Here is a 21708-nt window from a genome sequence, read left to right as displayed (position 1 = left end):
ATGGACGCTCGCGTGTGCGCCTCGCGGCGCTAGGTTGGCCTGGGGAGGGTTTCATGACACAGGAAACGTGGACCGAAGTAGACGAATACCTCTGCGACGTGCTCGTCCCGTCCGACGCGGCTCTCGAAGGGGCTCTCACGGCCTCGGACGAGGCGGACATGCCGGCCATCGCGGTCGCGCCGAATCAGGGGAAGCTGCTCCACCTGCTGGCCAGGATGATCGGCGCCCGCTCGATCCTGGAGATCGGCACGCTCGGCGGCTACAGCACGATCTGGCTCGCCCGGGCGCTGCCGCCCGGGGGACGTCTCGTGACGCTCGAGTACTACGCGAAACACGCCGATGTCGCGCGGAAGAACATCGACGCCGCCGGGGTCGGCGAGCTCGTCGACATCCGGATCGGCGAGGCGCTGGACCTGCTGCCCGGCGTCGAAGGCCCGGTCGACCTGACGTTCATCGACGCGGACAGGGTCAACAACCCGGCCTACTTCCGGGAGGCGCTGCGGCTGAGCAGGCCGGGCGGGGTGATCGTGATCGACAACGTCGTGCGCGCGGGCGCGGTGGCCGACGCGTCGAGCACCGCCGGCGAGATCGTGGGACTGCGGCGGATGCACGAACTGATCGCCGCCGAACCGCGGGTCGACGCGACGGCGTTGCAGACCGTCGGCAAGAAGGGGTACGACGGGCTGACCATCGCGCTCGTGACGTCCTGATGGCCCGGTTCGCGCCGGCGGCGCTGCGGCGCGCGCACCGAGTCCTGTCCGGTTACGTCGAACGCGGCGAGGTCCCCGGGCTCGTGTCCCTGGTCGCCGCCGGCGACGAGGTTCACGTGAACGCCTTGGGGGACAAGGCGTTCGGCGGCACGCCGATGGAGCGCGACAGTCTCTTCCGGATCAGCTCGATGACCAAACCGGTCACCGCGGCCGCCGCGATGATCCTCGTCGAGGAATGCCGCCTCCGGCTCGACGACCCGGTCGACGGGCTCCTGCCCGAACTCGCCGATCGCCGGGTCTTGCGCCGGATCGACGGCCCGCTGGACGACACCGTCCCGGCGGGCCGGCCGATCACCTTGCGCGATCTGCTGACCTTCCGGCTCGGCTTCGGCATCGTCCTCGCCCCGCCCGGTTCGACGCCGATCCAGCGGGCGATCGACGGACTCGGCCTGGTCATCGGCCCGCCGAAGCCGGTCACACCGCACCGTCCGGACGAGTGGTTGCGCCGTCTCGGCACGCTGCCGCTGCTGCACCAGCCCGGTGAGCGATGGATGTACCAGGTCGGTTCGGAGGTGCTGGCCGTGCTGATCGCCCGCGCCTCGGGAATGCCCTTCGAACGGTTCCTCGCCGAACGGATCTTCGAGCCGCTGGGCATGTCCGACACCGGATTCGTCGTCCCCGCGGGGAAAGCGAGCCGGTTCACGACGTCGTATCAGGTGGACGAAGCGACCGGCGAACTCCAGGTCTTCGACGCGCCGGACGGCCAGTGGAGCGCGCCGGTCCCGTTCCCGTCCGGCGGCGCGGGTCTCGTCTCGACGGCGGACGACTACCTCGCGTTCAGCCGGATGCTGCTGGACGGCGGCGGTGGGCTGCTGTCCCCGAGGTCGGTCGCGCTGCTCACGGCCGATCACCTCACCGCGGAGCAGGCGTCGAGCGGCGCGCCGCTCTTGGATCACGGTCTCGGCTGGGGTTTCGGTGTCGCCGTGGTCAACCGGGACGACGGGCTCGCCAACCGGGGCCGCTACGGCTGGGACGGCGGGCTCGGCACGTCCTGGGCGGCGGATCCGGCCACCGGCCTGACCGGGATCCTGCTCACCCAGCGCACCGACTGGCCGGTGCCGTGGCGAGCCCGCGAGGACTTCTGGACGACCGCGCAGACCGCGCTCACCTGAGTCAGCGCGGCGGCGGTCCTTGATGGACGCCGGTCATGAAGCGCTGCCAGAGATCGGCGGGGATCGTCCCGCCGGTCAGCTTCTGTCCCGCAGCGTCCCGCATCCGGCGCGGTTCGTCCGAGCCGACCCAGACCGCCGTCGACAGCCGCGGCGTGTACCCGACCGCCCAGGCACCGGCGTTGTCGTCGGTTTCGTTGTACTGGAAGGCACCGGTCTTCAACGCCGCCAGGCGATCCTTCTGGCCGCTCGCCAGCACCTGGCTGATCGTGCCGGCGATCCGGCGGCTCAGCGCTTCGTCGCCCTTGAACGCCGGTGCCTTGTCCTGCGGACGTTCCCAGACGACCTCGCCGTTCTCGTCCCGGATCTTCGACACCAGATGCGGGGTGGCGCGCATGCCCTCGGCGGCGAAGGTCGCGTACGCGCCGGCCACGTCACTGGGCCGCAAGGGATACCGGCCGACCGCGATCCCCGGGCCGATCAGGAACCCGTCCTTCTCGCGCAGGGTCACCGCGCCGTCGACGGTCTCGGGGATCCCCGCCGCGCGGGCGCCGTTCCGGACGGCTTCCGCGCCGAGCTTCTTCGCCAGATCGACGAACGGGCCCTGGGCGTCGCGTCCCATCGCCTCGCGCAGCGTGCATTTGCCCGCCTCTCCGCACTGGTCCGGGAACTCGAAGGTCTCGCCGAGGAAATCGACCTTGCCCGGCGGCTTCACCGGCTCGTCCACCTTCACGCCGCGTTCGAGGCCCGCGGCGAGGATGAACGGGGTGAAGACCGAGCCGGTGCCGTACGGGGTACCGGCGTAGTCGTGCACACTCCAGCCACCGCCGTTGTAGGCGCGGATCGCGCCGGTCCCGGGTTCGACGGCGACCAGCGAGGCGCGGAAATGCTCCGGCTGCCCCCGCAACCGCTCCTTGACCACCTTCTCGGCTTCGGCCTGCGCGCGCGGATCGATGGTCGTCTCGACCTTCATCGCGCCGCCGCGGAGGCGGTCCAGCGGGTAGCCGACCTGCTCCAGCTCGGCGAGGACCTGCTGCTTGACGTGGTACTGCTCGTAGGTGACGCGACCGGCGCGGGTCTCCGACGGTGCCTGGATCGCGTCCCCCGGATAGGCCATCGTGACCGCCTCGGCCTGATTGACGTAGCCCCGCGTGACCAGCTTGTTCATCACGTACGACCAGCGTTTCCTCGCGTGCTCGTGCGAGGAGGCGAAGGGGTCGTGCACCGACGGCGACTGGATCATCCCGGCGAGGAAGGCGGCCTCGCTCCAGGTCATCGAATCGTCGAGCTTGCGGCCGAAGTAGGCGTTCATCGCCGACGCCGGGCCGTAGGTGCCGCGGCCGAACGAGATGATGTTGACGTAACTCTCGAAGATCTCCTTCTTGGTCTGCTGCTGGGTGATCTTCGTGGCCAGCACCAGTTCGTTGAACTTGCGGAGGAGGGTGGCGTCGTCGTCGCCGGTGGATTTCTTGATGTACTGCTGGGTGATCCCCGAACCGCCGCCGACGCCGGTCACCAGCGCGCGAAGGGCGCCGGTGGGGTCGAAGCCCTCGTTGTCCCAGAAGGTCGGGTCCTCGGTCGCGATGATCGCGTCGCGCAGCTTCGCGGGGACGGCGTCGTAGGGCACGAACTGCCGGTCGCCGCCGGGCGGGATCACCTTGAGCAGTTCGGAACCGTCCGCGTTCTGCAGGATGACGGTCTTGTCGAGATCGGCGAGCACCTCCTGCGGGCTGCGGACGTCGAGCAGGACGTACGCCAGCCCGAACGCGACCACCGGGAGGCCGATCAGGAGGCCGAGCGACCAGGCGACGATGCGGCGCCACCTGCGCTTCTTCGGCTTCGGCGCGGGGATGGCCGTGGGCTCTGACTCGGGTGCGGTCGCGTCATCCGGGTTCTCCACACCGGCTTAGACGCCCGGACGGGTGAAAAGGTTGTGGGAAAATCACCGAATCGTGTCCTGGCGCCCATCGCGTTTCGTCCTCTGGATGCGGTAGTTCGCGACGCCAACTACCGCATCCAGAGGACGAAACGCGAGACGAAGGGATCAGGCGAGGAAGGCGCGAAGCAGCGAAGCGGTGCCTTCGACGTGCTCGGTCATCGCCCGGCGGGCCGCCTCGGGGTCGCCCGCGAGGATCGCGTCGACGATGGCCTCGTGCTGGGCGTTGGAGTGCTCCAGGTTCGGCTCCAGCAGCGGGATCATGTCGAGCAGCTGGTTGACCCGCATCCGCGCGTCGGCCATCGCCGTGGTGAGCGAGCCGGACGCGGTGACCTCGGCGATCGCCAGGTGCAGCCGCGAATCCTTGCGCCGGTAGTCGCCGAGATCCGCCGCGGCGGCCTCGGCGAGCGTGCTGGTCAGGTGCTGCCGGTCCGCCGGGCTGAGGGACCGCGACGCCGCCATCTCGGCCGCACCGGTCTCCAGAACGTGCCGCAGGCCGAGAGCGTCCTCCAGGGTGGCGCTGTCGACGTTCCGGCCGTCGGCGGCGGGCGGGTCGGGCAGGACGTCGTTGACGAACGTGCCGCCGTACCGTCCGCGCCGCGACTCGACGTACCCCGCGTCGGCCAGCGCGCGGATCGCCTCGCGCAGCGTCACCCGGCTGACCCCGAGCCGCTCGGCCAGCTCGCGTTCGGAAGGCAGCCGTTCGCCCGCGCCCACGACACCCAGCCGGATCGCCTGGAGCAGCCTCTCGACGGTCTCCTCGAAGGCGTTGCCCGCGCGCACCGGGCGGAACAGCGCGTCACCCGCGTTCGCGACCGTGCTCGACTCCACCCTTCGAGTTTAGGCCGCCCGCGTTTCGTCCTCTGGATGCACACGCACGCACCCGCATCCAGAGGACTAAATGCGGGGCGTCAGCACTCGATGACGTTGACGGCGAGGCCGCCGCGCGCGGTCTCCTTGTACTTCACGCTCATGTCGGCGCCCGTCTCGCGCATCGTCTTGATCGCCTTGTCCAGCGTCACGACGTGCGAACCGTCGCCGCGCATCGCCATCCGCGCGGCGTGGATGGCCTTCGACGCGCCGACGGCGTTGCGTTCGATGCACGGGATCTGCACCAGCCCGCCGACCGGGTCGCAGGTCAGCCCCAGGTGGTGCTCGACACCGATCTCGGCGGCGTTCTCCACCTGCGCGGGCGAGCCGCCGAGGACCTCGGTGAGCCCGGCGGCGGCCATCGCGCTGGCCGAGCCGACCTCGCCCTGACAGCCGACCTCGGCGCCCGAGATCGACCCCGTCTGCTTCAGGATCGAGCCGATCGCGCCCGCGGTGAGCATGAACGTCACGATGCCGTCGTCCGACGCGCCCCGGATGAACCGCTGGTAGTAGTGCAGCACCGCCGGGATGATCCCCGCCGCGCCGTTGGTCGGCGCGGTGACGACGCGGCCGCCCGCGGCGTTCTCCTCGTTGACCGCCAGCGCGTACAGGCTCACCCAGTCCATGGCGTACAACGGATCGCCGACGCCGTCCTCGGCGAGCAGCTTCTCGTGCAACGCCTTGGCGCGACGCGGCACCTTCAGGCCGCCCGGCAGGACGCCTTCGTGCTCGCAGCCGTTGCGCACGCATTCCGCCATGACCTGCCAGATCTCCAGCAGCCCTTCGCGGATCTCCTCGCGTGTGCGCCACGCGAGTTCGTTGCGCAGCATGACTTCGCTGATCGAGAGCCCGGTGTCCTCGCAGTGCTTCAGCAGATCCGCGCCGGTGCGGAACGGGAACTCCAGCTTCGTCGAGTCCTCGACGACCACAGTGTCCGTCTCGTAGGACTCGTCGCGCACGAAGCCGCCGCCGACGGAGTAGTAGGTGCGCTCTCGCAGCACCTTCCCGTCGGCGTCGAACGCACGGAAGATCATCCCGTTCGGGTGCGCCGGCAACGACTTCCGCCGGTGCATCGTCAGGTCGGTGTCCTCGGTGAACACGATCTCGTGTTCACCCCGCACCTTCAACAGACACGACTCCCGGATCTCGGCGATCTTGCCGGGCACGGTGTCGGTGTCGATCTCCTCCGGACGCTCCCCGGACAGCCCGAGCAGCACGGCCTTGTCGCTGCCGTGCCCGAACCCGGTCGCGCCCAGCGAACCGAAAAGCTCGCTCTGGACACGCGCCGTGGCGGCGAGGTCACCGTCGGCGGCCAGACCGTCCACAAAGGTCAGTGCGGCGCGCATCGGGCCCACCGTGTGGGAGCTGGAGGGGCCGATGCCGATCGAAAACAGGTCGAAGACGCTGATCGCCATTGATCTGCCCTCCTTCCTATCTGGCCAGCAAGGAGCTGGCTTCTTGGGCCGCGGGGCCTTCGGCGGCGAGATGGGCCAGGTTCTCCGACAGCGCTTCGCCGCGGTGGGCCTTCGTCTGCGCGAACAGGCGCCCTGCCCTATACGACGAGCGTACGAGCGGCCCGGCCATCACACCAGCGAAGCCCATCGCTTCGGCTGCCTTCGAATGCTCGACGAACTCCTCCGGCTTGACCCAGCGGTCCACCGGGTGATGCCGGGGCGAGGGCCGCAGGTACTGGGTGATCGTGAGGATCTCGCAGCCCGCGTCGACCAGATCCTTCATCGCCGGAGCCACCTCCTCCGGCGTCTCACCCATGCCCAGGATCAAGTTCGACTTCGTCACCAGACCGGCCTCACGAGCCTTCGTGATGACCTCCAGCGACCGCGCGTACCGGAAACCCGGCCGGATCCGCTTGAAGATCCGCGGCACCGTCTCCACGTTGTGCGCCAAGACCTCCGGCCGCGAACCGAAGACTTCGGCCAGCTGATCCGGATCCGCGTTGAAGTCCGGGATCAGCAGCTCGACACCGGTACCCGGGTTCAGCGCGTGGATCTGCCGCACGGTCTCCGCGTACAACCACGCGCCACCGTCTTCCAGATCGTCCCGCGCGACACCGGTCACCGTCGAGTAGCGCAAACCCATGGCCTGCACCGACTCCGCCACCTTGCGCGGCTCGGTCGTGTCCAGCGCCTCGGGCTTGCCCGTGTCGATCTGACAGAAGTCACAACGACGCGTGCACTGGTCCCCACCGATCAGGAACGTGGCCTCACGGTCTTCCCAGCACTCGTAGATGTTGGGACAACCGGCCTCCTCACACACGGTGTGGAGGCCTTCCCGCTTGACCAGGCCCTTGAGCTCGGTGAACTCCGGCCCCATCCGCGCGCGGGTCTTGATCCACGGCGGCTTCTTCTCGATCGGGGTCTGCGCGTTGCGGACCTCCAGCCGGAGAAGTTTGCGCCCCTCGGGGAGCGCGCTCATCGGTTAAGGTCCGCGTACAGCGGGTGCTTCTTGGCCAGCAGTTCGACCCGGGCGGACAGCGACTGGCGCAGGGCCTCGTCGAAGTCCGGGCGCAGCGCCTCGGCGATGATGTCGGCGACCTCGGCGAAATCCTCGGCGCCGAAGCCGCGGGTCGCCAGCGCCGGGGTGCCGATCCGCAGGCCGGAGGTGACCATCGGCGGCCGCGGGTCGAACGGGACGGCGTTGCGGTTGACGGTGATGCCGACCGAGTGCAGCCGGTCCTCGGCCTGCTGACCGTCCAAAGTGGAGTTGACCAGGTCGACGAGCACCAGGTGCACGTCGGTGCCGCCGGTCAGCACGCGGACGCCCGCCTCGGCGCAGTCCGTGCGCGAAAGGCGGTCGGCCAGGATCTTCGCGCCTTCGAGCACACGCTGCTGACGCTCGCGGAACTCCTCGCTCGCGGCGATCTTGAGCGCGACGGCCTTGGCGGCGATGACGTGCTCCAGCGGTCCGCCCTGCTGGCCGGGGAACACCGCCGAGTTGATCTTCTTGGCGAGTTCCTGGCGGGACAGGATGATGCCGCCGCGCGGGCCGCCGAGGGTCTTGTGCGTGGTCGTGGTGACGATGTCCGCGTACGGCACCGGGCTCGGGTGGAGCCCGGCGGCGACGAGACCGGCGAAGTGCGCCATGTCGACCATGACCTTCGCGCCGACCTCGTCGGCGATGCGGCGGAACTCGGCGAAGTCGAGCTGACGCGGGTACGCCGACCAGCCGGCGATGATCAGCTTCGGCTTGTGCTCCTTGGCGAGGCGCTCGATCTCCTCGACGTCGACGATCCCGGTCTCTTTGTCGACGTGGTAGGCGACGACGTTGTAGAGCTTGCCGGAGAAGTTGATCTTCATCCCGTGGGTCAGGTGACCGCCGTGGGCGAGGTCGAGACCGAGGATGGTGTCGCCGGGGTTGAGCACCGCGACCATGGCGGCGGCGTTGGCCTGCGCGCCCGAATGCGGCTGGACGTTGGCGTGCTCGGCGCCGAACAGGGCCTTCGCGCGGTCGATCGCCAGCTGCTCGATGACGTCGACGTGCTCGCAACCGCCGTAGTAGCGGCGGCCGGGGTAGCCCTCGGCGTACTTGTTGGTCAGCACCGAACCCTGCGCCTCGAGCACGCCCACCGGGGCGAAGTTCTCCGAGGCGATCATCTCCAGGGTCGACTGCTGCCGGTCGAGTTCGGCCGCGACGGCGGTGGCGACCTCGGGGTCCACGTCGGACAGGGCGGCGTTGAACATAGGTCAGTTCTCCTGGGTCAGAACGGCGTACGCCTGGGCGTCGAGCAGGGCGGGCACGTCGCCGGACAGACGCACCTTCAGGAGCCATCCTTCGGCGTACGGGTCCGAGTTGATGAGCTCGGGGGTGTCCGTTGTGGCCTCGTTCACCTCGACGACCTCACCGTCCACGGGTGCGTACAGCTCGCTGACCGACTTGGTCGACTCGACCTCGCCGAACACCTCGCCCGCGGTGACGGTGTCGCCGACCGAGGGGAGCTGGACGAACACGATGTCACCGAGCGACTCGGCGGCGAAGGCGGTGATGCCCACGGTGGCGACGCCGTCGGCGACGTTCAGCCACTCGTGTTCCTTCGTGTACTTCAGGTCTTGGGGGATGCTCATGGTCGTTCAAGGGCCTTTCAGGCGCGGGAGTAGAAGGGCAGGGCGACGACCTCGACGGGCTCGATACGGCCCCGGATGTCGACGGAAAGCTGGGTGCCGGGCTCGGAGTGCTCCCGGTCCACGTAGGCCATGGCGATCGGGTAGCCCAGGGTCGGCGAGAGGGCACCGCTGGTGACCTCGCCGATCTCGGTCTCGCCGGACAGGACGGTGTAGCCGTGGCGCGGGGCGCGGCGGCCGGAGCCCTTGAGCCCGACGCGGACCCGGGGAACATCCTTCTTGGACAGCTCCTCCAGCGCGGCCTTGCCGACGAAGTCGTTCGGTTTCTCGAACTTGACCACGCGGCCGAGACCGGCTTCGAACGGGCTCAGCTGGAGGCTGAGTTCGTTGCCGTACAACGGCATCCCGGCTTCGAGACGCAGCGTGTCGCGGCAGGCGAGACCGGCCGGGAGCAGGCCGTGCGGCTCGCCGGCCTCGGTGAGGATGCGCCAGACGGCGGGAGCCTCACCGGCCGGGACGTACAGCTCGAAACCGTCCTCGCCGGTGTAGCCGGTGCGGGCGAGCAGGACGTCGTGACCCTTCACGACGGCCGGGACGCTCGCGTAGTACTTGAGCGCGCCCAGGTCGGCGTCGGTGACGGCGCCGAGGATCTCGACGGCCTTCGGGCCCTGGACGGCGATCAGCGCGACGTCCTCGGACTTGTTGTCGACGACCGCGTCGAAGCCCGAGACCCGCTCGGCCAGCGCCTCCGCGACCACGGCGGCGTTACCAGCGTTGGCCACGACCAGGAACTTCTCGTCGGCGAGGCGGTAGACGACCAGGTCGTCCAGCACACCGCCGTTCTCGTCGCAGATCATCGTGTAGCGCGCCCGGCCCGGTTTGACCCCGGACAGGTTGCCGACCAGCGCGAAGTCGAGGGTGTCGGCGGCCTGCGGGCCGGTCACCTCGATCTCGGCCATGTGGGACAGGTCGAACAGGCCCGCGGTCTCGCGGACCGCCTTGTGCTCCGCCAGCTCGCTGCTGTAGCGGATCGGCATCGACCAGCCCGCGAAGTCGGTGAACAGCGCACCCAGTCCTTTGTGGACTCCGTGCAGGGACGTCTCTTTCGACATCAAGTGCCTCAGTTCTCGTAGGCGTTGAGCGGCGGGCAGGAGCAGACGAGGTTACGGTCCCCGCGGGCGCCGTCGATGCGACGCACCGGAGGCCAGTACTTGGCCTTGCGGTTCACCCCGGCGGGGTACACCGCCAGTTCGCGGTCGTAGGGCAGGTCCCAGTCGCCGACCAGGGTCTCCGCGGTGTGCGGGGCGTTGCGCAGCGGGCTGTTGTCCGCGGCCCAGCGGCCCTGCGCGACGGCGTCGATCTCGGCGCGGATGGCGATCATCGCCTCGATGAAGCGGTCGATCTCGCCGAGGTCCTCGGATTCGGTCGGCTCGACCATCAGCGTGCCCGCGACCGGGAACGACATGGTCGGGGCGTGGAAACCGTAGTCGATCAGGCGCTTCGCGACGTCGTCGACGCTGACGCCGGTCTCCTTGGTGAGCCCGCGCAGGTCGAGGATGCACTCGTGCGCGACCAGGCCGTCCCGGCCGGTGTAGAGCACCGGGTAGTGCTGGTTGAGGCGCTTGGCGACGTAGTTCGCGGCGAGCACCGCGACCTGCGTCGCGGCGGTGAGCCCGCCGGCGCCCATCATGCGGACGTAGGCCCAGGAGATCGGCAGGATCGACGCCGAGCCGTACGGGGCGGCGCTGATCGGGCCGACACCGGTTTCGGGGCCTGCCTTCTCCAGGAGCGGGTGGTTCGGCAGGTACGGCGCGAGGTGCGCGCGGACCGCGACCGGGCCGACGCCGGGGCCGCCGCCACCGTGCGGGATGCAGAAGGTCTTGTGCAGGTTCAGGTGCGAGACGTCGCCCCCGAACTCACCCGGCTTGGCGAGCCCCAGCAGCGCGTTGAGGTTCGCGCCGTCGACGTAGACCTGGCCGCCCGCGTCGTGGACGATCTTGGCCAGCTCGTCGATGCCGTTCTCGTACACACCGTGCGTGGACGGGTAGGTCACCATGATCGCGGACAGCGTGTCGCGGTTGGCGTCGACCTTGGCGCGCAGGTCTTCGAGGTCGACGTTGCCCTCGGCGGTGCACTTGACCACGACGACGCGCATCCCGGCCATCACCGCGGAGGCGGCGTTCGTGCCGTGCGCGGACGACGGGATCAGGCAGACCTCACGCTCGGCCTGGCCGTTGGCGTGGTGGTACGCGCGGATCGCGAGCAGACCGGCGAGCTCGCCCTGGCTGCCCGCGTTCGGCTGCAGCGACACCTTGTCGTAGCCGGTGACCTCGGCCAGCCAGCCGGACAGCTGCTCGACCAGGGTGTGGTAGCCCTCGGCCTGCTCGGCGGGGGCGAACGGGTGGATACCCGCGAACTCGCGCCAGCTGATCGGCTCCATCTCGGTGGTGGCGTTGAGCTTCATCGTGCAGGAGCCGAGCGGGATCATGCCGCGGTCGAGCGCGTAGTCCAGGTCGGAGAGGCTGCGCAGGTAGCGCAGCATCGCGGTCTCGGAGCGGTGCGAGTGGAAGACCTCGTGGGTGAGGTAGTCGCTCTCGCGGCCGAGGCCGGTGGGCAGCGCCGGGGCGCCTTCGGCCTGGTTTTCGACGCCGAAAGCGTTGAGGACCTTGGCGATGATCGCGGGCGTGGTGACCTCGTCGACGGCGATGCGGACGTGGTCGGCGTCGACGGGGCCGAGGTTGATCCCGTTCTCGCGCGCGACCGCGACGACCGCTTCGGCCTGGCCGGGCATCCGGGCGAGGACGGTGTCGAAGAAGCCCTCGTGCACGACCTCGACGCCGCCCGCGCGCAGCGCCCCGGCCAGCCCGGTGGCGAGCTCGTGGACGCGGGTCGCGATCCGCTTGAGGCCGTCCGGACCGTGGTAGACCGCGTACATCGCGGCGAGCACGGCGGGCAGGACCTGCGCGGTGCAGATGTTGGAGGTCGCCTTCTCGCGGCGGATGTGCTGCTCGCGGGTCTGCAGGGCGAGGCGGTACGCGGGGTTGCCGTCGGCATCGACCGAGACGCCGACCAAGCGGCCCGGCAGCGAGCGCTCGAGCCCGGCGCGGACGGCCATGTACCCGGCGTGCGGGCCGCCGTAGCCGAGCGGGACGCCGAAGCGCTGGGTCGACCCGGCGGCGATGTCGGCGCCGAACTCACCCGGCGCGGTGATCAGCGTGAGGGCGAGCAGGTCGGCGGCGACGGTGTACAGCGCGCCGGCGGCCTTCGCGGTCTCGGAGATGGCGGAGTAGAAGCCCGCGCCGCGCAGCACGCCGGAAGCGCCCGGGTACTGGACGACGACGCCGAAGAACTCCTCCGGGAGCCCCGTGAGCAGGTCACGGACCTCGACCTCGACGCCCATGGCCTCGGCGCGGGTGCGCACGACGGCGATGGTCTGCGGCAGGCACTCGGCGTCGAGGACGACCTTGTTCGACTTCGCCTTCGACGCGCGGCGCATCAGCATGACGGCCTCGGCGACGGCGGTGGACTCGTCGAGCAGGGAGGCGTTCGCGGTGGCGAGACCGGCCAGCTCGGAGACCATGGTCTGGAAGTTGAGGAGGGCTTCGAGACGGCCCTGCGAGATCTCCGGCTGGTACGGCGTGTACGCCGTGTACCAGGCCGGGTTCTCCAGCACGTTGCGGCGGATGACCGCCGGGGTGACCGTGTCGTGGAAGCCGAGGCCGATCATCTGCGTCATCGGCTTGTTGAGCGCGGCGAGCGCGCGGAGCTCGGCGATGGCGTCCTCTTCGGACGCGGCGGGCGGGAGTTCGAGGTCACGCGTCACACGGATCGCGGACGGCACCGCGGCCTGCACCAGGGCATCGAGACTGCCGTAGCCGACCTCGGCGAGCATCTTGGCCTGCTCGGACTCCGAGGGGCCGATGTGCCGGTCGTCGAAGGACGTACTGGTCAAGGGAGCTCCTTGGGTCAGGCGCCGGATAGACCGGTGCGCCGGGAACTCCCCCTCTGTCATGGCACCTGAGAGTTTCACCGCCCGTGGACAGGACGGCTTTCACCTTGGGTGAGGCGCACTTGCGCGCCTGCTTTCCAGAGTGGCCTCGCGGAAGCGGTAGTGGGTACCTGAGAGATTCCGGGGAGTTTGCTCCTTCGGTGCCCCACCACGTTCATGGGGGCTCTCCCGCTCCAGCTCGACGGCCCGATCTGCAGTTGTGCGCACACCGTACCTGGCGTGTTCAGCGCCCGTCTACTTCTGGCCGGGCACGTCACTTGTCCCGTTCGCCCGGACACGCGTGGTCGCCGCCGTGACTCGCGTGATCAGGGGCGGAACTCGCGTGACGGGAGCCGTAGCTCGTGAGTTACGCCTCCAAGCACGCGAGTCACGGGCCTGATCACGCGAGTTACGCGTTCTCCATCATCATCTCGGCGGTGATGGTGCCGCAGAGTTCGGCACAGCGCGTCATCATCTCGGCGGCTTCGGCGAGTTCGGGGTCTCCGGTCTTGGCGCACTCCTGGGCGCACATGCGCATCATCTGGGAGGCCAGGCCGCACATCTTCGCGCACATGCGCATCATTTCGAGGTCGGCGATCATGGCCGAACAGCGCATCATCATGTCGGCGCACATGCGGGACATGTCCGCGCAGGTCACCATCATCATCCCGAGCTTGGCGCCGCCGACCTCCATGCAGCGCGTCATCATCTCCTCGCACCTGACGTGACACTCGTTGCACAGGTCGACGCAGTCGCGCATGGCGGTGCTCATCTGCCGGGTCATTCTCGGGCCTCCCGCGCTTCTCGGATCGCGGAACCGTCCGGCTCCGCGTCTCAGACCTACAGCGCAGGTCAGCGGCCCGCCATCCCGGCCACCGGGACGAGTGACGCCCCACCCGGGCCGCCCCCGCCGCATTCAGAGGACTAAATGCGGAGGGGGTGCGACCCAGGAGCTCCGCATTCAGAGGACTAAATGCGGAGAGGGCGGCGAGGTCAGAGCGGGGTGACGTAGGCGCCCGAGATGCCGCCGTCCACCAGGAACTGCGAAGCGGTGATGAACGAGGCGTCGTCGCTCGCCAGGAAGGCGACCGCGCCCGCGATCTCCTCCGGCTCCGCGAACCGCCCGACCGGCACGTGCACCAGCCGCCGCGCGGCCCGCTCGGGGTCCTTCGCGAACAGCTCCTTCAGCAGCGGCGTGTTCACCGGACCCGGGCACAGCGCGTTGACCCGGATGTTCTCCCGCGCGAACTGCACGCCCAGCTCCCGGCTCATCGCCAGCACCCCGCCCTTGGACGCGGTGTAGGAGATCTGCGACGTCGCCGCGCCCATCACCGCGACGAACGACGCCGTGTTGATGATCGAGCCCTTGCCTTGCCGTTGCATATGCGGCAGCACCGCCTTGCAGCACAGGTACACCGACGTCAGGTTGACCTTCTGCACCTTCTCCCACGCGTCGATGCCGGTGGTGAGGATCGAGTCGTCCTCGGGCGGGGAGATACCGGCGTTGTTGAACGCGACGTCGACCGAGCCGAAGGTGTCCACAGTGGTCTGGAACAGGGCCTCGACCTGGTCGGCGTCGGTGACGTCGGCCTGGACGAACAGGCCGCCGACCTCGTCGGCCGCGGCTTTGCCCGCTTCGGCGGAGATGTCGCCGATGACGACCTTCGCGCCTTCGCTCGCCAGCCGCCGCGCGGTGGCGAGACCGATGCCGCTGCTCCCGCCGGTGATGACCGCGACGCGGCCCTCGAAACGCTGAACCATTCCTATTCCTCCGTGCTGATAAAGACGTTTTTGGTCTCGGTGAAGGCGTCGACGGCGTCCGGGCCGAGCTCCCGGCCCAGTCCCGACTGCTTGAACCCGCCGAACGGTGTCCAGTACCGGACGGACGAGTGCGAGTTGACCGAGAGGTTCCCGGCTTCGACGCCACGTGCGACGCGGAAGGCGCGGCCGACGTCGCGGGTCCAGATCGAGCCGGACAGGCCGTACTCGGTCTGGTTGGCCATGGTGATCGCGTCCGCCTCGCCGTCGAACGGCACCACCGCGACGACCGGGCCGAAGATCTCGTCCGAGGCCAGCGGATGCCGCAGGTCCGGCGGGGTGACGACGGTCGGCGCGAACCAGTAGCCGGGGCCGGTGGGCGCGCTGCCCCGGAAGGCGACCGGCGCGGAATCGTCCACATAGGACGATACCTTCGCGTGGTGACCGGCCGAGATCAGCGGCCCCATCTCGGTGACCTCCAGCCGCGGATCCCCGACGACGACGCCGTTCACCGCGGGTTCCAGCAGCTCCATGAACTTCTCGTGGACGCTCGACTGGACCAGGATCAGCGACCGGGCGCAGCAGTCCTGCCCGGCGTTGTCGAACACGCCGTAGGGCGCGGTGGCCGCAGCCTTCTCCAGGTCGGCGTCGGCGAAGACGATGTTCGCGTTCTTGCCGCCGAGTTCCAGGGTCACCCGCTTCACCTGCGCGGCGCAGCCCGCCATGATCCGCTTGCCGACCTCGGTGGAGCCGGTGAAGACCACCTTCCGCACCGCCGGGTGGTCCACGAACCGCTGGCCCACCACGGAACCCTTGCCGGGAAGCACCTGGAAGACGTCTTCGGGGATCCCGGCCTCGCGGGCGAGCTCGCCGAGGCGGATCGCGGTGAGCGGGGTGAGTTCGGCGGGTTTGAGCACGACGGTGTTCCCGGCGGCGAGCGCGGGCGCGAACCCCCAGCCCGCGATGGGCATCGGGAAGTTCCACGGCACGATCACCCCGACCACGCCGAGCGGCTCGTGGAACGTCATGTTCACGCCGCCGGGCACCGGGATCTGCTTGCCGGCCAGCCGTTCGGGTGACGCCGAGTAGTACGTCAGCACGTCGCGGACGTTGCCCGCCTCCCAGCGCGCGTTGCCGATCGTGTGGCCGGCGTTGACGACCTCCAGCTGGGCGAGGTTCTCGATGTCGGCGTCGACGGCGTCGGCGAACCGGCGCAGCAGCCGCGCCCGGTCGCCGGGGGCCACCGCGCGCCAGGCGGGGAACGCCGCGTGCGCGCGGGCGATCGCCGCGTCGGTCTCCTCGGCCGAGGTCAGTTCGACCGACCTCACCACCTCCTCGGTGGCGGGGTTGATCACCTCGAACGTGGTCATTCTCGCTCCTTCGCAGCTGCTACCAGCGCTTCGAAAAGCCTGATGTCGTCGGGATTCTGTTCGGGATGCCATTGGACGCCGAGCACGAAGCCGTCGCCGGGCAGTTCGGCCGCCTCGATGGTCCCGTCGGCGGCCCAGCCTGTCGCGACCAGTCCGTCGCCGAGCCTGTCGATCGCCTGGTGGTGGTAACACGGCACCTTGGTCTCGGTGCCGAGGATCGAGGCGACCCGGCTGCCCTCGGCGAGGGTCACCGTAGTGGCGCCGAAGGTCGCGGGCGCGGGCTGGTGATCCGTGGTGTCCAGGGTCTCCGGCAGGTGCTGGGCGAGCGTCCCGCCCAGCGCGACGCTGAGCACCTGCAGCCCGCGGCACACGCCGAGCACCGGTTTGCCACCGTCCAAAGCGGACCGCAGCAGCCCGAACTCGAACTCGTCCCGATTCGGCCTCGTGTACGTCGTCGCGTGCTGCTCCTGGCCGTAGCGCGCCGGGTCGATATCGGCGCCGCCGACCAGTACGAGACCGTCCACGGCGGACACCAGCCGATCGTGCGCGCCGCTCACCGGCGGCAACAGGACCGGCACACCGCCCGCCGCGACGACCCCGTCGACGTACACACGGTGGAGCAGTGCCGCTTCGGTCTCCCACACCAGGAACTTCGCGGGCTCCAGGTAGGACGTCAGCCCGATGAGGGGCGCGCTTTCCAGGGACTCAGAGCCGTTCGAAGCCACGGATCCTCTCCCAGTCGGTGACGGCGGCGTCGTACGCGGTGAGTTCGACCTTGGCCGCGTTCAGGTAGTGGTCGACGACCTCGTCCCCGAACGCGGTCCTGGCGAGTTCGCTCCGGTCCAGCAGCGCCGCGGACTCCCGCAGGGTCGTCGGCACGGTCGGCTTGTCGGATCCGTAGGCGTTGCCGTGGAACTCCGGCTCCGGCTTCAGTTCGTTCTCGATGCCGTGCAACCCGGCCGCGATCAGCGCGGACACCGCGAGATACGGGTTCACGTCGCCGCCGGGAACCCGGTTCTCCGTGCGGAGCGAGTCCCCGTGGCCGACGACGCGCAACGCGCACGTGCGGTTGTCGGTGCCCCAGGCGACGGCCGTCGGCGCGAAGCTGCCCGGGACGAAACGCTTGTAGGAGTTGATGTTCGGCGCGAAGAAGTAGGTCAGCTCGCGCAGTCCGGCTAGCTGACCGGCGAGGAAGTGTTCCATCAGCGGAGAGAACCCGCCGGGACCGTCACCGGCAAGAACGGGTTCGCCCGCCGCCGAGCGCAGGCTGATGTGGATGTGGCAGGAGTTGCCCTCGCGTTCGTTGTACTTCGCCATGAACGTGAGGCTCTTGCCCTCCTGCGCGGCGATCTCCTTGGACCCGGTCTTGTAGACGCTGTGGTTGTCGCAGGTGGTCAGCGCGTCGGCGTAGCGGAACGCGATCTCGTGCTGACCGGGGTTGCACTCGCCTTTGGCCGACTCGACGTACAGCCCCGCGCCACCCATGTCGTTGCGGATCCGGCGCAGCAGTGGCTCGATCCGCGAGGTACCGAGCATCGAGTAGTCGACGTTGTACTGGTTGGCCGGGCGCAGGTCCTGGTACCGCTTGTCCCAGGCCGACTCGAAGGTGTCGTCGAAGACGATGAACTCCAGCTCGGTGCCGACGTAGGCGGCGAGACCGTGCGCGGCCAGCCTGTCGAGCTGTCCGCGCAGGATCTGGCGGGGCGACGGGGCGACCGGGCCGCCCTGCACCCGTTCGAGGTCGGCGAGGACGAGCGCGGTGCCCTCCTGCCACGGGAGCAGGCGCAGTGTGCCGAAGTCCGGGCGCATGACGAAGTCGCCGTAGCCGGTCTCCCAGGACGACATCGCGTAGCCGTCCACGGTGTTCATGTCGACGTCGACGGCGAGCAGGTAGTTGCACGCTTCAGTGGCGTGCTCGACGACCTCGTTGAGGAAGTATTCGGCGGCGCAGCGTTTGCCCTGCAGCCTGCCCTGCATGTCGGTGATCGCCACCAGCACCGTGTCGACGGTGCCGTCCTCGACCAGTTCCCGGAGCCGATCCAGCGTGAGCATCCCGCGCCTGTTCGCCATCAGCCTCACCTAAAGGTTCGAAGCGGTACCTTTGCGGGTTCTTCCTACCGGGTCGACCCGACCCGGTCAACTCGGCCAATGGTCTGATTCGTTACCCATTTTGCACCGTAGCCGGTCCCTGGGCGGATTGTCTGTGATGCCCGGCTGAGAAGATGCTGTGAATCCCGCCGCACCGGGAGGAGATCCGCGCATCCGGGACGTTGTACGGATCAAGAGAGGTGAGAAGGAATGACACAGGCATTCACGCAGCAGACCACGTTTTCCGAGCCCCAGGGGCGGGCTCAGCTCCCGACGCTGCCCAGCGGGTGGCCGATCGGCTCCTACGAGTCGTACTCCGAAGCGCAGCGTGCCGTCGACCACCTCGCGGGAACGGACTTCCCGATCACCGACGTCACCATCGTCGGTGTCGAACCGATCCTCGTCGAGCGGATCGCCGGGCGCATGGGCTGGAGCAAGGTGCTCACCAGCTCGGCGCTGTCGGGCGCGATGTTCGGTGTGTTCCTCGGCCTCGTGCTGAGCCTGCTGAACCCGGGCGCCGGACTGGTGCCGATCATCGTCGGCCTCGTCGGCGGTATCGGGTTCAACCTGCTGTTCGGCGCGCTGGGATACGCGTCGTCGAAGAACAAGCGAGGGTTCATCTCGCAGAGCCAGCTGGTCGCCCGGCGCTACGACGTCCTGGCCCAGCCGCGCAACGCCGAGAAGGGCCGCGCCCTGCTGGCCGACCTGGCCGCCAGGAGCGCGTTCACCCACTGACGCGGTCCCGCTGAGACCGATGTGTCATGAAAGGGGCGTTCAGGACGTTTTCCGTCCTGAACGCCCCTTTCATGACATCCGCTACGTCCTCCGCCGCCGTTCCCGCATCCGGAATTCGGCCCGCGCCAGCCCGCGCCGTCCCGCGATGCCGAGTTTCGTGTAGATCCGCCGCAGGTGGTTCTCGACCGCCTTCGGGGTGACGAACAGTTCCCGGGCGATCTCGCGGTTCGCGCGGCCGGACGCCGCCAGGTCCGCGACCCGCCGTTCGCTCGCGGTCAGCGAGGACGGATCGGCGAGGACCGTGCGCCGCGGCCGGTCCCCCAAGGCTTCGAGTGCTTTGACCGCGCGGGTGCGCAGCACGGCCGAGCCGCATTCGGCGGCCAGTTCGATCCCGCGGTTGAGCAGGGCCCGCGCGTCGGTGCCCCGCCGGGCCGCCCGCAGCGCCTCGCCGAGGTCGATCAGCGAACGGGCGAGATGCAGCCGGGCCGGGGAGCGTTCCAGTATCCCGACCGACTCGGCCAGCAGATTCAGCCGCCGGTCGCCGTCGGCGTGCGCGAGCAGCCGCAGCGCGGCGCCGATCTCCGTCGTGGTCCCCCATTTCCGCGCGATGATCACCTGCTCCTCGGCCAGTTCCAGGGCGTGGTCGGACTCGCCGAGCAGCAGCGCGGCGCGCACGGCAGGCACCCGCCATGGGATCGTCGGCGGGTCGACGCCCACCGCGCGCATCTCGTCGCGCTGCAGGAACGCCTGCGTCCTGGCGAGCACGGGATTCCCGACGGCGAGCGCGATCAGCGCGCGGGGTTCGTGCAGCCACATCGTCGGCATCATCCGCGGCCCGTCGGCGTGGTCGCCGTCGAACCGCGCCAGCACCTCGGCGGCGGCTTCGAGGTCGCCCCGTTCCATCGCGGCGTAGGCGAGGAAATGCGTCGCCGTCGCCCGCAGCGCGATCACCTGAGGCGACGGCTCCTCGGCGCCGATGGCGGCGAGCGCGCCCTCGGCTTCGGCCTCCATGAGGGTCAGGTTGCCGAGCCGCCAGTCGAGGAACAGCGCCGCGTTGGCGACCATCGCGAACTCGACCGGCGAACCGTGCTCCCGCACCCGCTGCCGCGCGCGTTCGATCTCCCATCCTGCCTCGTCGATCCCGTCGGCGGAGATCAGCGCGAGCATCGCGACCACCCAGCCGACCATGGTGTCGATGCTCCCGGTGGCGTCCTCGAAGTAGGCGCCGTTGGCCAGCGCGCGGCAGGCGGTCTCGGCGACCTCGTCCGCGGGCCGGACCTCGTAACGCCCCATCTGCGCGAGCAGGCCCAGCAGGGTCCGCTCGTCGGGGGTGCCGCCGCTCAAGCTCGCGTACGCGCTCAGGTGATCCGACGCCGTCCGCCGATGGTGCGGCAGGAACGAGCGGATCACCGCGAGCCGTGCTTCCAGATGCATCCGGCCGGGATCGCGCGGGCCGCCGGGCCGGGCGGCGATCGCCTCGCGGAGTTCGGCGACGGCGGCTTCGGGTCCGTCGACGACGGTCGTGGCCGACGCGGCGGCCGCGACGAGTTCGGCGTCGGGAACACCGTCCGCCGCCACCAGGAGATGCCGCCGCGCTTCCGCGGCCTCGCCCGTGCGGAGCAGCGCGTTGCCGAGCTCGGCTCGCAGCGCGGCGTCGTCCGGGCTCTCGTCGACGGCCCGGCGCAGATGCGCGGCGGCCGTCCCCGCGTCACCCGCCGAAAGCAGCGTCGCCGCGGCCTCGCGCAGGATCCCGGCCGAATCCGGCAGCGTGCCTCGCGGTGCCCGCACGAGGTGGACGGCGACCCGGTCGGCCGGGGCCCTCGCCGCGCACAACGCTTTCGCGGCGTCGGCGTGGAGTGCCGCACGGGCGATCGGGCCCAGCTCGGCGAGGACCGCTTCCCGGACGACGGGATGGACGAAGACGAGATGGTCGCCGCCGGCGGTGAACACAGTCGCCGAGATCAGTGCCTCGACAGCGGCCGAAAGCCCGGCGGCGTCCAGCTTCGCCAGCGCGCCTGCCTGCCACGGATCACCGCCGGGGCCGAGGATCGCGACCGCGCCGGCGAGCGCGACGGCATCGTCGGGCAGTCTGCCCAGCATCGTCCGGAAAACGGTGCTGGGGCCCAGTTTCCCGACCTCGCCCGCGGTCGCGACGGCGCCGAGAGGAAGCCCGAGCGCGTCGAGTTCGTCGACGAGAACCCTGACCAGAAAAGGATTTCCGCCGCTGGCCGCGTGCAGCGAGGTGACCACCGCCCAGTCCGGGACCACCCCGCGGGCGGCCACGAGTTCGGCGAGCGCTTCGGGCGAGAGAGCCTTGGGCAGCACGCGTTCCACCTGCCGGGAGAAGCTCGAAAGGACCAGCGGTCCGGCGTTCTCCGCGGGCGGCCGGGTCGCCACGACGAGCGCGATCGGCAGATCGGCGATCCGGCGCGAGAGATAGACGAGGAACCGCAGCGACGACGGGTCCGCCCAGTGCGCGTCGTCGACCGCGATCAGCAACGGCCGGACCGACGAGAGATCGACCGCGACCCACCACAACGCGTGCAGCGTCCTCGCCAGTTCGGCTTCGCTCGGATCGGCGGCCGCGGCGTCGAGCGCCCGGAGCGCGGCGCCGGACGGTCCCGCGAGGATCTTCCCGCGGTTTTCCCCGCTGTGGCGGGAAATCGAATGCTCGACAAGCTGGCGGACCACACCCCAGGCCATCGCCCCTTCGAGCGTGTCGCCGCACGCCCGCAACCTGTCGAAACCACGGCCTTTCGCCAGCGCGTGGGTTTCCTGGAGCAGCCGGGTCTTGCCGATCCCCGCCCGGCCTTCGATGACCACCACCCGGCCCTCGCCCGCCGTGGCGGAGTCGAGTGCCGCTTCGATTCTCCCGAGTTCGCGCTCGCGCTCGAGAGTCGGCTCGTCGCGGTGACGCATCCGGAAAGGATAGCGGCCGCGACGCGACCCGAACGTGCTCCACCAGGTCACATTCCGGTGTGACAAGGGGAAATGCCGCGAAAGCCACT

At 69.8% G+C, this 21708-nt stretch carries 17 protein-coding genes and 1 riboswitch; of the genes, 3 read left to right on the top strand and 14 right to left on the bottom strand.

The features are described 5' to 3' along the window. Positions 1 to 53 precede the first annotated feature (53 nt). Both IE302_RS32760 and IE302_RS32755 read left to right on the top strand, forming a co-directional pair. On the top strand, positions 54 to 710 hold the full coding sequence (locus tag IE302_RS32760; RefSeq protein ID WP_191258323.1) for an O-methyltransferase: 657 nt from the start codon (positions 54 to 56) through the stop codon (positions 708 to 710). Continuing rightward, positions 710 to 1882 (top strand): serine hydrolase domain-containing protein, encoded by a 1173-nt coding sequence (locus IE302_RS32755; RefSeq protein WP_229908073.1) that lies wholly within the window; start codon positions 710 to 712, stop codon positions 1880 to 1882. Before IE302_RS32760 ends, IE302_RS32755 begins: the two co-directional genes overlap by 1 nt. Position 1883: 1 nt before the next feature. On the opposite strand, the gene IE302_RS32750 is transcribed toward IE302_RS32755, so the two are convergent. From IE302_RS32750 to IE302_RS32690, 13 genes are all read right to left on the bottom strand, one after another. Then, complete coding sequence (locus tag IE302_RS32750; RefSeq protein WP_191258322.1) at positions 1884 to 3779, bottom strand: transglycosylase domain-containing protein; 1896 nt, start codon at positions 3777 to 3779, stop codon at positions 1884 to 1886. 144 nt (positions 3780 to 3923) lie between these two features. Beyond that, the gene (locus IE302_RS32745) at positions 3924 to 4646 is read right to left on the bottom strand and encodes a FadR/GntR family transcriptional regulator (RefSeq protein WP_191258321.1); all 723 of its coding nucleotides are present in this window, start codon (positions 4644 to 4646) and stop codon (positions 3924 to 3926) included. 80 nt (positions 4647 to 4726) lie between these two features. Continuing rightward, a complete protein-coding gene (locus IE302_RS32740) occupies positions 4727 to 6100 on the bottom strand; it encodes an L-serine ammonia-lyase (RefSeq protein WP_191258320.1) in 1374 nt (457 codons plus the stop codon). A 16-nt stretch (positions 6101 to 6116) separates the two neighbouring features. After that, positions 6117 to 7118 carry a lipoyl synthase gene (gene lipA, locus IE302_RS32735; RefSeq protein ID WP_191258319.1) on the bottom strand — a complete coding sequence of 334 codons (1002 nt, stop codon included), beginning with the start codon at positions 7116 to 7118 and terminating at the stop codon, positions 6117 to 6119. Next, complete coding sequence (gene glyA, locus IE302_RS32730; protein ID WP_191258318.1) at positions 7115 to 8383, bottom strand: serine hydroxymethyltransferase; 1269 nt, start codon at positions 8381 to 8383, stop codon at positions 7115 to 7117. Before glyA ends, lipA begins: the two co-directional genes overlap by 4 nt. Positions 8384 to 8386: 3 nt before the next feature. Beyond that, the gene (gcvH, locus tag IE302_RS32725) at positions 8387 to 8764 is read right to left on the bottom strand and encodes a glycine cleavage system protein GcvH (protein WP_016336369.1); all 378 of its coding nucleotides are present in this window, start codon (positions 8762 to 8764) and stop codon (positions 8387 to 8389) included. Between the two features lie 17 nt (positions 8765 to 8781). Further along, positions 8782 to 9873, bottom strand: coding sequence for a glycine cleavage system aminomethyltransferase GcvT (gene gcvT, locus IE302_RS32720; RefSeq protein ID WP_191258317.1), 1092 nt, complete (start codon positions 9871 to 9873; stop codon positions 8782 to 8784). Between the two features lie 8 nt (positions 9874 to 9881). Further along, entirely contained in the window at positions 9882 to 12713 is a 2832-nt protein-coding gene (gcvP, locus tag IE302_RS32715) for an aminomethyl-transferring glycine dehydrogenase (RefSeq protein WP_191258316.1), read from the bottom strand. Positions 12714 to 12857: 144 nt separating this feature from the next. Further along, positions 12858 to 12951, bottom strand: a riboswitch (glycine riboswitch). A gap of 207 nt (positions 12952 to 13158) precedes the next feature. Beyond that, positions 13159 to 13533 carry a four-helix bundle copper-binding protein gene (locus tag IE302_RS32710; protein WP_191258315.1) on the bottom strand — a complete coding sequence of 125 codons (375 nt, stop codon included), beginning with the start codon at positions 13531 to 13533 and terminating at the stop codon, positions 13159 to 13161. A gap of 209 nt (positions 13534 to 13742) precedes the next feature. Then, entirely contained in the window at positions 13743 to 14510 is a 768-nt protein-coding gene (locus tag IE302_RS32705; protein WP_191258314.1) for a 3-oxoacyl-ACP reductase, read from the bottom strand. Positions 14511 to 14512: 2 nt separating this feature from the next. Then, on the bottom strand, positions 14513 to 15877 hold the full coding sequence (locus IE302_RS32700; protein ID WP_191258313.1) for an aldehyde dehydrogenase family protein: 1365 nt from the start codon (positions 15875 to 15877) through the stop codon (positions 14513 to 14515). After that, the gene (locus IE302_RS32695) at positions 15874 to 16602 is read right to left on the bottom strand and encodes a gamma-glutamyl-gamma-aminobutyrate hydrolase family protein (RefSeq protein ID WP_191258312.1); all 729 of its coding nucleotides are present in this window, start codon (positions 16600 to 16602) and stop codon (positions 15874 to 15876) included. The genes IE302_RS32700 and IE302_RS32695 overlap by 4 nt, the downstream gene beginning before the upstream one ends. After that, the gene (locus IE302_RS32690; protein ID WP_191258311.1) at positions 16583 to 17947 is read right to left on the bottom strand and encodes a glutamine synthetase family protein; all 1365 of its coding nucleotides are present in this window, start codon (positions 17945 to 17947) and stop codon (positions 16583 to 16585) included. Before IE302_RS32690 ends, IE302_RS32695 begins: the two co-directional genes overlap by 20 nt. A 228-nt stretch (positions 17948 to 18175) precedes the next feature. On the opposite strand from IE302_RS32690, the gene IE302_RS32685 reads away from it, so the two are divergent. After that, complete coding sequence (locus tag IE302_RS32685; protein WP_191258310.1) at positions 18176 to 18700, top strand: YflT domain-containing protein; 525 nt, start codon at positions 18176 to 18178, stop codon at positions 18698 to 18700. Positions 18701 to 18781: 81 nt separating this feature from the next. Here IE302_RS32685 and IE302_RS32680 read toward each other — a convergent pair whose 3' ends face one another. Then, entirely contained in the window at positions 18782 to 21619 is a 2838-nt protein-coding gene (locus IE302_RS32680; protein WP_191258309.1) for a helix-turn-helix transcriptional regulator, read from the bottom strand. Positions 21620 to 21708 lie beyond the last annotated feature (89 nt).

It is taken from the genome of Amycolatopsis oliviviridis (assembly GCF_014654365.1).
In the GTDB taxonomy this organism is placed as follows: domain Bacteria; phylum Actinomycetota; class Actinomycetes; order Mycobacteriales; family Pseudonocardiaceae; genus Amycolatopsis; species Amycolatopsis oliviviridis.
The sequence above is the reverse complement of the archived record's forward strand: the minus strand, read 5'-3'. Positions and strand labels throughout refer to the sequence as shown.

Coding starts and splice junctions, on each gene's coding strand:
- glyA (WP_191258318.1), bottom strand. CDS start 8,383: ATGTTCAACGCCGCCCTGTCCGACGTGGACCCCGAGGTCGCCACCGCC.
- IE302_RS32740 (WP_191258320.1), bottom strand. CDS start 6,100: ATGGCGATCAGCGTCTTCGACCTGTTTTCGATCGGCATCGGCCCCTCC.
- IE302_RS32680 (WP_191258309.1), bottom strand. CDS start 21,619: ATGCGTCACCGCGACGAGCCGACTCTCGAGCGCGAGCGCGAACTCGGG.
- IE302_RS32705 (WP_191258314.1), bottom strand. CDS start 14,510: ATGGTTCAGCGTTTCGAGGGCCGCGTCGCGGTCATCACCGGCGGGAGC.
- IE302_RS32710 (WP_191258315.1), bottom strand. CDS start 13,533: ATGACCCGGCAGATGAGCACCGCCATGCGCGACTGCGTCGACCTGTGC.
- lipA (WP_191258319.1), bottom strand. CDS start 7,118: ATGAGCGCGCTCCCCGAGGGGCGCAAACTTCTCCGGCTGGAGGTCCGC.
- IE302_RS32760 (WP_191258323.1), top strand. CDS start 54: ATGACACAGGAAACGTGGACCGAAGTAGACGAATACCTCTGCGACGTG.
- IE302_RS32685 (WP_191258310.1), top strand. CDS start 18,176: ATGACACAGGCATTCACGCAGCAGACCACGTTTTCCGAGCCCCAGGGG.
- IE302_RS32755 (WP_229908073.1), top strand. CDS start 710: ATGGCCCGGTTCGCGCCGGCGGCGCTGCGGCGCGCGCACCGAGTCCTG.
- IE302_RS32700 (WP_191258313.1), bottom strand. CDS start 15,877: ATGACCACGTTCGAGGTGATCAACCCCGCCACCGAGGAGGTGGTGAGG.
- gcvH (WP_016336369.1), bottom strand. CDS start 8,764: ATGAGCATCCCCCAAGACCTGAAGTACACGAAGGAACACGAGTGGCTG.
- IE302_RS32690 (WP_191258311.1), bottom strand. CDS start 17,947: ATGGCGAACAGGCGCGGGATGCTCACGCTGGATCGGCTCCGGGAACTG.
- gcvT (WP_191258317.1), bottom strand. CDS start 9,873: ATGTCGAAAGAGACGTCCCTGCACGGAGTCCACAAAGGACTGGGTGCG.